Genomic DNA, 7,262 nt, shown 5'->3' on the forward strand with positions numbered 1-7,262 from the left:
GCCGCGGCCGGCCCGCGCGAAGCGCTCGCCGCTCTGACCGAGGAGTTCGGGCCGCCGTGACGAAGGGGGCCGGCGCACGTGTGCGTCGGCCCCCTCGCCGTGTGTCTAGCGGCGGACGACGCCGTCCTCGCGGGCCTGGGCGGCGACCGCGGCGGACACCGCCGGGACCACCCGGTCGTCGAAGGAGCTGGGGATGATGTAGTCGGCGGACAGGTCGTCGCCGACCAGGTCGGCCAACGCGGTGGCGGCGGCCAGCTTCATGTTCTCGGTGATGTCCGTGGCGCCCGCGTCGAACGCGCCCCGGAACACACCGGGGAAGGCCAGCACGTTGTTGATCTGGTTCGGGAAGTCGCTGCGCCCAGTGGCGACGACGCTCGCGTACCTGCGGGCGACGTCCGGGTGCACCTCCGGGTTGGGGTTGGCCATCGCGAAGATGATCGAGTCCTTGGCCATGGTGGCGACCACGGACTCGGGCACCTCGCCGGCGGACAGGCCGATGAACACGTCGGCCCCCTCCAGCGCGCTCTCGATGGACCCGCGCAGCCCCGCCTTGTTGCTGATGGAGGCCAGCTCCTGCTTGACGGGGGTCAGGCCCTCGCGACCGTCGTAGATCATGCCCTTGGAGTCGGCCACGGCGATGTCGCCGATCCCGCCCTCGACGAGCATCTTGGTGACGGCCACACCCGCGGCGCCCGCGCCGGAGACCACGGCGCGCAGGTCGCCCAGGGTGCGTCCGGTCAGCCGGGCGGCGTTGTGCAGCGCGGCCACGGTGACGATGGCGGTACCGTGCTGGTCGTCGTGGAAGACGGGGATGTCCAGGCGCTCGCGCAGCTGGCGCTCGATCTCGAAGCAGCGGGGCGCGGAGATGTCCTCCAGGTTGATCCCGCCGAAGGAGGGGGCCATGCGCACGACGGTCTCGACGATCTCGTCGACCCCGGTGCAGCCCAGCGCGATCGGCACGGAGTCGACACCGCCGAACTGCTTGAACAGCAGCGACTTGCCCTCCATGACCGGAAGGGAGGCCTCGGCGCCGATGTCGCCCAGGCCGAGGACCGCGGTGCCGTCGGTGACGACGGCGACCAGGTTGCTCTTCCAGGTGTAGGTGTCGACGAGCTCGGGGGTCTCGGCGATGGCGTCGCACACACGGGCGACGCCGGGGGTGTAGGCGAGGGAGAGGCCCTCGTGGTCGTGGACGTCGACGGAGGAGGTCACGTGAAGCTTGCCGCCGCGGTGCAGCGCGAAGGCGGGATCCTCGTCCGGAGTCGGATTCTGGGAACGCGAAACGGTGGTCACTACCAAACCCCTCAGGTTCTGCGTGTTCCACCCGACCGTCGGCCATGACGGGGGCGGACCTGGCGGTGGTGCGGCCCGCGCGCGAAGACGTGAAGATGCTAGGGGAGCCCTCCTCGGCGCCGGTCGGCCATGACCGGTGGTGTCGCCGGGGAGAGTCGTGCTTCGCCGGACTCCGATGCGAGTTACTGCGCGGCCGCCTTTCACGGGGATGACCCGTTACGCAATCCTCTCACAACGGTGACCGCAGGAAAATCGCGGGTCGCCACGATGGGACGGCACCGGCTCATGAGCTTTAAGAGAAGAATGTCCTGATTGTCGTCCCGACGTGGGCGGTGGGGTCACGAGCCCGCCTCCCATCAGGCATTTCGCGCCCCTGAAGGAGACCCAGCGATGGCCCTCAAACCCCTGTCCACGCCGTTCGCCCTCGGCGCCCTGTCCCTCGCCGGTGTCCTGACGCTGTCCGCCTGCGGCGGTGGCGGCGACGGCGGGAGTACGGAGGAGTCCGCCGCCCCCGAGGCGCCCACCGTCGAGGCCGACGAGGAGCTCGCCGCCCTCGTCCCCGACGACATCGCCCAGGCCGGGACCGTCACGATCGGCGTCGAGGCCTCCTACCCGCCCGGAGAGTACCTGGACACGGACGGCGAGACGGTCCTCGGCTTCAACGTGGACCTGCTCAACGCCGCCATGGACAAGCTCGGCCTGGAGACTGAGTGGGAGCCCACGGCCTTCGACTCCATCATCATCGGCGTGGACACGGGCACCTACGACCTCGGCGCCTCCTCCTTCACCGTCACCGAGGAGCGCCTGGAGCAGGTCAACATGGTCAGCTACTTCTCCTCGGGCACCCAGTGGTTCGCCCAGGCGGGCAACCCGCAGGACGTCGACCCCGACAACGCCTGCGGCATGCGGATCGCGGTACAGGCCAACACCACGCACGACACCGACATCGAGGCGCGCAGCGCGGCCTGCGTCGAGGCCGGCGAGGAACCCATCACCATCCAGAAGTTCGAGAGCCAGCCGCTGGCCACCGAGACGATCGTCTCCGGTGTCAACGACGCCTCCCTCGCCGACATGCCGACCGCCGTGTACGCGCTGGACCAGACCGGCGACGGCGTCCTGGAGCTCGTCGGCGAGCAGTACAGCGCCGCCCCCTACGGCGTCCTCACCCACCAGGACGACGACGAGCTGGCCGAGGCCGTCGCCGCCGCCTTCAACGCCCTGATGGAGGACGGCACCTACACCGAGATCCTGGAGCAGTGGGGGGTGGACGCCGGCGGCCTGGAGACCGCCGAGGTCAACCCCGACCTCTCGGAGTAGACCGAGCAGGCCCCCGAAACCCGCCGACCGAAAGACTGACGCGTGTCCTCTCCCTCCGAACCGGAGAGCGGTCCGGTGTCGAAGACCTCGACCCCGGGCCGCTCGGCCGACCCCGTCACCGCCGTCCCCGTGCGCTACCCCGAGCGGTGGGTCGCCGCCGGTGTCATCCTGGTCCTCGCGGCCATGTTCGTGCACATGCTGGTCACGAACGACGCGTTCAACTGGCCGTTCATGCTCGACCACATGTTCTCGGAACCGGTCGTGCGCGGTGTGTGGATCACCCTCAGCGCCACCGTGCTGTCGATGGTCATCGGCGTCGTCCTGGGCGTCGTCCTGGCGGTGATGCGGCTGTCGGGGAACCCCGTCCTGGTCTCCGTCTCCTGGCTGTACACCTGGTTCTTCCGCGGCGTGCCCCGTCTGGTGCTCGCGGTGCTCTTCGGCAACATCGCCATCCTGTACCAGACCATCGAGTTCGGCCTGCCGTTCGACAACTACTGGATGGCCTGGCTGGGCCTGGAGGGCGACGCCCGCTTCTTCGCGATCGACACCCGCACCGTGCTCAGCGGCTACACCGCGGGCCTGCTCGCCCTGTCACTGTCCGAGGGCGCCTACATGGCCGAGATCATCCGGGCCGGGTTGCAGTCGGTCAACAAGGGGCAGACCGAGGCCGCCCAGGCTCTGGGCATGAGCAGGAACAAGGTGCTGCGCCGGATCACCCTCCCACAGGCGATGCGGGTGGTCGTCCCGCCCACGGGCAACGAGACCATCGCCATGCTCAAGGACACGGCGCTGCTGGCGTACGTGCCGGTGACCATCGAGCTCTTCTACCAGCTCCAGGCCATCGGCGCCCGGACCTACCAGATCTTCCCGATGCTGGTCGCGGCGTGTCTGTGGTACCTGGCCATCACCAGCGTCCTCATGGTCGGCCAGTACTTCATCGAGCGCAGGTTCAACCCCGGCCAGTACGGCAGTATCCGCAACCGCATCGTCGGAGGGGTGCACAGGTGAGCGAGCAGACCAACGACCCGGCAACCGTGGAGACCGCGGAGGGAGCCGCGCCGCCCGACGGCGCGCTCGTCGTGGCGGAGGACGTGCACAAGAGCTTCGGCCGTCTGGAGGTCCTCAAGGGCATCAACCTCCAGGTCGAACGTGGCGAGGTCATGTGCGTGGTCGGCCCGTCGGGGTCGGGCAAGTCCACCTTCCTGCGCTGCGTCAACCACCTGGAGAAGCTCACCGCCGGGCGGCTGTGGGTCAACGGTGAGCTGATGGGGTACCGGCAGAAGCGCGGGCGGCTGTACGAGCTGCGCGACCACGAGATCGCCGCCCAGCGCAGCGACATCGGCATGGTCTTCCAGCGGTTCAACCTGTTCCCGCACCTGAGCGTCCTGGGCAACGTCACCGAGGCGCCCGTACAGGTCAAGCGGACGCCCCGGAACGAGGCCGCCGCCAGGGCCATGGAGCTGCTGGAGCGGGTGGGACTGCCCGACAAGGCCGACTCCTACCCCGACCAGCTCTCCGGCGGCCAGCAGCAGCGCGTGGCGATCGCCCGCGCGCTGGCCATGGAGCCGTCGCTGATGCTGTTCGACGAGCCGACCAGCGCCCTGGACCCGGAGCTGGTCGGCGAGGTCCTGGACGTCATGCGCGACCTGGCCGAGGGCGGGATGACCATGGTGGTCGTCACCCACGAGATGGGGTTCGCCCGGGAGGTGGGCGACTCCCTGGTCTTCATGGACGACGGTCTGGTGGTGGAGTCGGGGGCGCCCTCGGAGGTGCTCTCCAACCCCCGGCACGAGCGCACCCAGGCGTTCCTCTCCAAGGTGCTCTGAGGGGCACGGCCCCCAACGGACGCCTGCGGCGCGGTGTTCCGCTCTTCCGTGCGCCCCGCACCCCGCGACGGGTGCGGGGCGCACGTTTTCCGTGGGCCTGGTTCGAAAGGGGAGCCGGATGGGCATGGAGTCGGACGGGACCGCCCGTTCCCGCGTGCCGGGGCCGGGAACGTCGCGGACGGGCCGGGGCACGCGCTCCGACTCCTTGACCGCGCGACGGCGTACGCCCAGAGTCGTGGTGGCAGGCCTTCGGGGAGAGACATGGACGCGCGCACGGAGCACACACGCAGACGCTGGAACCGCATGGCCGCCTACCGCGAGCACGGCGAGCGTTTCCAGACCCCCGCCATGCGCCGCACCCGCGAGATCCTGTGTGCCGGGGCGCGCGGCGAGACCCTGGAGGTGGCCGTCGGCACCGGCCGGAACCTCCCCCACTATCCGCCCCAGGTGCGCCTCACCGCCATCGACCTCAGCCCGGAGATGCTCGGCCGTGCCCGTGAAAGGGCCGAGGAACTGGGGATGGCGGCCCGCTTCCTGGAGGGCGACGCGCGCAAACTGGACTTCCCCGACCGCAGCTTCGACACCGTGCTGTGCACACTGGCGATGTGCGCCGTCCCCGACCAGTTCGGAGCCCTGTCGGAGATGTACCGCGTGCTGGTGCCGGGCGGCAGGCTGTTGATGGTCGACCACGTCGAGTACGCCCGTTTCCCCGGGCGGCTCGTGGAACGGCGCCGGGAGAACCTGCGCCGTCTGCCCCGGGAGGTCGCCGTCGAGGCCGGGTTCGAGGTCGGCCACCACGACCGGCTGTTCCTCGGGCTCGTCGAGCGGGTGGTCGCCCACCGGCCCTGAACGGTCCGGACCGCCGGTCACCTCCGACGCAGCGCATACTCTGGGAGGCGACCGAGTCCCGCTCCCCGCCAGAGGTGGTCCGATGATCCGTCCCGCCCGATCCGACGACGTTCCCGTCATGCACGCCATGGTGTGCGAACTCGCCGAGTACGAGAAGGAGCCGGAGGCGGTCGTCGCCACGGAGGAGGACCTGCACACGGCGCTGTTCGGGCCGGAACCGGCGGTGTTCGCGCACGTCGCCGAGGAGGAGGACGGGGACGGCGCGGCGACCGTCGTCGGGTTCGCGCTGTGGTTTCGCAACTACTCCACCTGGACCGGCAGGCACGGCGTGTACCTGGAGGACCTGTACGTGCGCCCCGAGGCCCGGGGCCGCGGGCACGGCCTGTCCCTGCTCAGGGAGCTGGCGCGGATCTGCGTCGAACGCGGCTACACCCGTCTGGAGTGGTCGGTACTGGACTGGAACGAGCCCTCGATCCGTTTCTACGAGGCGCTGGGCTCGCGTCCGATGGACGAGTGGACGGTCCGCCGTCTGGAAGGCGAGGCGCTGGCCACGCTGGGTTCCGTGTCACCCTGAGACGAACCATCCGTCTCACTTTCGCCATGATCGTGCGGACACGGCCCGTTCTTCCTGCCCCAGTGGCAGGGTGAAACGAGATACATTGCTCTCAAGCGGCAACCCCGCCCCCCGAAGGAGGGACGTGACCGAAGAAACCGCTGTGCCCACGGCCGACGCCATCGGCGTTCGGGACGCTGTCACCGTCAACATGCCCGCGGACAGCGCCTACTTGTCCGTCCTGCGGACGGCGACGGCGGGTCTGGCCGCGCGGCTCGACTTCACCCTCGACGAGATCGAGGACCTGAGGATCGGTGTCGACGAGGCCTGCGCGATGCTCCTCTCCCAGGCGCTGCCGGGTACGGAACTGACCACGGAATTCGAACTCACCCCTGAGGGGATGCGCATATCCGTCTCGGTACTCACCGCCGACGGACGCCTCCCCGCACGCGACACCTTCGCGTGGACCGTCCTGTCCGCCCTCGCGGGAGAGGTCGACGCGGGGGTCGGACCGGACGACCGCGTCCACATCGTCCTGTACAAACGCCGCGGCACGCTGGAGTCGGCGTGAGCGAGAGGGGGCCCGCTCTGACAGCGAAGACCGAGCACGCGGTGCCCGACCGGGCCCGCGCGAGAGAGTTGTTCGAGCGCCTGGGAGAACTGGAGGCGGACTCCGAGGAGCGTAGGCGGATCCGCGACGAACTGGTGGAGCTGCACCTGCCCTTGGTGGAGTACCTGGCCCGCCGGTTCCGCAACCGCGGCGAGTGGCTGGACGACCTCACCCAGGTGGCCACGATCGGGCTGATCAAGTCCATCGACCGGTTCGACCTGGATCGCGGGGTGGAGTTCTCCACCTACGCCACCCCCACGATCGTCGGTGAGATCAAACGGCACTTCCGCGACAAGGGCTGGGCGGTGCGGGTTCCCCGCCGCCTCCAGGAGCTCAAGCTCTCGCTCACCAAGGCGGTGAGCGACCTGTCGCAGCGGGAGGGGCGTTCCCCGACCGTCGCCGAGCTGGCCGCGCACCTCCAGATGTCCGAGGAGGAGGTGCTGGAGGGCCTGGAGTCCGCCAACGCCTACTCGACGGTGTCGCTGGACGCGCCCGACAGCGGGGACGAGGACGCGCCCGCGGTCGCCGACTCCCTGGGCATCGTGGACGAGTCCCTGGAGGGAGTGGAGTACCGGGAGTCGCTCAAGCCGCTCCTGGAACAGCTTCCGCCACGGGAGAAGCGCATCCTGCTGCTGCGCTTCTTCGGCAACATGACCCAGTCGCAGATCGCCCAGGAACTGGGGATCTCTCAGATGCACGTGTCCCGCCTGCTGGCCCGCACCCTGGCGCAGCTGCGCCAGGCGCTGACCACCGACGACTGACCGGGTGCCGGTCGCCGCGGGCGACCGCGGGCTACTTCCTCCGCTCGTCGGAG

Annotated in this window: 8 protein-coding genes; 7 read left to right on the forward strand and 1 reads right to left on the reverse strand. The window is 69.8% G+C overall.

All coding sequences use genetic code 11. The features are described 5' to 3' along the window. Window positions 1-105: 105 nt before the first annotated feature. Window positions 106-1,293 (reverse strand): NAD(P)-dependent malic enzyme, encoded by a 1,188-nt coding sequence (locus D455_RS0117205; RefSeq protein ID WP_017571953.1) that lies wholly within the window; start codon window positions 1,291-1,293, stop codon window positions 106-108. 390 nt (window positions 1,294-1,683) lie between these two features. Here D455_RS0117205 and D455_RS0117210 point away from each other — a divergent pair, with 390 nt between their 5' ends. The 7 genes from D455_RS0117210 to D455_RS0117240 all read left to right on the forward strand — a co-directional run bounded on the left by D455_RS0117210 (window position 1,684) and on the right by D455_RS0117240 (window position 7,209). Then, on the forward strand, window positions 1,684-2,610 hold the full coding sequence (locus tag D455_RS0117210) for an ABC transporter substrate-binding protein (protein WP_017571954.1): 927 nt from the start codon (window positions 1,684-1,686) through the stop codon (window positions 2,608-2,610). Window positions 2,611-2,652: 42 nt separating this feature from the next. Continuing rightward, complete coding sequence (locus tag D455_RS0117215; protein WP_017571955.1) at window positions 2,653-3,618, forward strand: amino acid ABC transporter permease; 966 nt, start codon at window positions 2,653-2,655, stop codon at window positions 3,616-3,618. After that, window positions 3,615-4,436, forward strand: a complete 822-nt coding sequence (locus D455_RS0117220) for an amino acid ABC transporter ATP-binding protein (protein WP_017571956.1) — start codon at window positions 3,615-3,617, stop codon at window positions 4,434-4,436. The genes D455_RS0117215 and D455_RS0117220 overlap by 4 nt, the downstream gene beginning before the upstream one ends. Before the next feature lie 261 nt (window positions 4,437-4,697). Next, window positions 4,698-5,285, forward strand: coding sequence for a class I SAM-dependent methyltransferase (locus D455_RS0117225; RefSeq protein WP_017571957.1), 588 nt, complete (start codon window positions 4,698-4,700; stop codon window positions 5,283-5,285). 82 nt (window positions 5,286-5,367) lie between these two features. Then, on the forward strand, window positions 5,368-5,859 hold the full coding sequence (locus D455_RS0117230; protein WP_017571958.1) for a GNAT family N-acetyltransferase: 492 nt from the start codon (window positions 5,368-5,370) through the stop codon (window positions 5,857-5,859). 124 nt (window positions 5,860-5,983) lie between these two features. Next, window positions 5,984-6,409 (forward strand): ATP-binding protein, encoded by a 426-nt coding sequence (locus D455_RS0117235; RefSeq protein ID WP_026122713.1) that lies wholly within the window; start codon window positions 5,984-5,986, stop codon window positions 6,407-6,409. Window positions 6,410-6,450: 41 nt separating this feature from the next. After that, window positions 6,451-7,209: an RNA polymerase sigma factor SigF gene (locus tag D455_RS0117240; RefSeq protein WP_083922283.1), complete on the forward strand. Its 759-nt coding sequence runs from the start codon at window positions 6,451-6,453 to the stop codon at window positions 7,207-7,209. Window positions 7,210-7,262: the final 53 nt, after the last annotated feature.

The sequence above is a fragment of the Nocardiopsis halotolerans DSM 44410 genome (genome assembly GCF_000341065.1).
In the GTDB taxonomy this organism is placed as follows: Bacteria; Actinomycetota; Actinomycetes; order Streptosporangiales; family Streptosporangiaceae; genus Nocardiopsis; species Nocardiopsis halotolerans.

Bases quoted from the DNA above. Each gene is read 5' to 3' on its own strand.
- D455_RS0117210 (WP_017571954.1), top strand. From the start codon at position 1,684: ATGGCCCTCAAACCCCTGTCCACGCCGTTCGCCCTCGGCGCCCTGTCC.
- D455_RS0117225 (WP_017571957.1), top strand. From the start codon at position 4,698: ATGGACGCGCGCACGGAGCACACACGCAGACGCTGGAACCGCATGGCC.
- D455_RS0117230 (WP_017571958.1), top strand. From the start codon at position 5,368: ATGATCCGTCCCGCCCGATCCGACGACGTTCCCGTCATGCACGCCATG.